This is a genomic window from Tatumella terrea (assembly GCF_039523755.1).
Classification (GTDB): Bacteria; Pseudomonadota; Gammaproteobacteria; order Enterobacterales; family Enterobacteriaceae; genus Tatumella; species Tatumella terrea.
Map to the genome: position 1 here is coordinate 478,935 of NZ_BAAAFX010000002.1, position 698 is coordinate 479,632.

Annotated in this window: 1 rRNA gene; it reads left to right on the top strand. The window is 51.1% G+C overall.

Annotation, left to right across the window (positions count from 1 at the left end):
* Positions 1–155: 155 nt before the first annotated feature.
* Positions 156–698: ribosomal RNA gene (locus ABD035_RS02170) — 16S ribosomal RNA — on the top strand; the annotation flags it as partial.

Genomic DNA, 698 nt, shown 5'->3' on the forward strand with positions numbered 1-698 from the left:
TTATCAGACAATCTGTGTGGGCACTCGCAGGATTGATATCAAACGTCTCCGGACGTAAAAAATATCAAGTCTTAAGAGTGAACACATAATGAAATTCATTATGAGTGTTTTACGCTTGAGCATCGCTTAAACAAGTTTTAAGCAAATCAAACTTTAAATTGAAGAGTTTGATCATGGCTCAGATTGAACGCTGGCGGCAGGCCTAACACATGCAAGTCGAACGGTAGCACAGAGGAGCTTGCTCCTTGGGTGACGAGTGGCGGACGGGTGAGTAATGTCTGGGAAACTGCCTGATGGAGGGGGATAACTACTGGAAACGGTAGCTAATACCGCATAATGTCGCAAGACCAAAGCGGGGGACCTTCGGGCCTCGCACCATCGGATGTGCCCAGATGGGATTAGCTAGCAGGTAGGGTAATGGCCTACCTGGGCGACGATCCCTAGCTGGTCTGAGAGGATGACCAGCCACACTGGAACTGAGACACGGTCCAGACTCCTACGGGAGGCAGCAGTGGGGAATATTGCACAATGGGCGCAAGCCTGATGCAGCCATGCCGCGTGTATGAAGAAGGCCTTCGGGTTGTAAAGTACTTTCAGCGGGGAGGAAGGCAGTCGTGTTAATAGCACGATTGATTGACGTTACCCGCAGAAGAAGCACCGGCTAACTCCGTGCCAGCAGCCGCGGTAATACGGAGGGT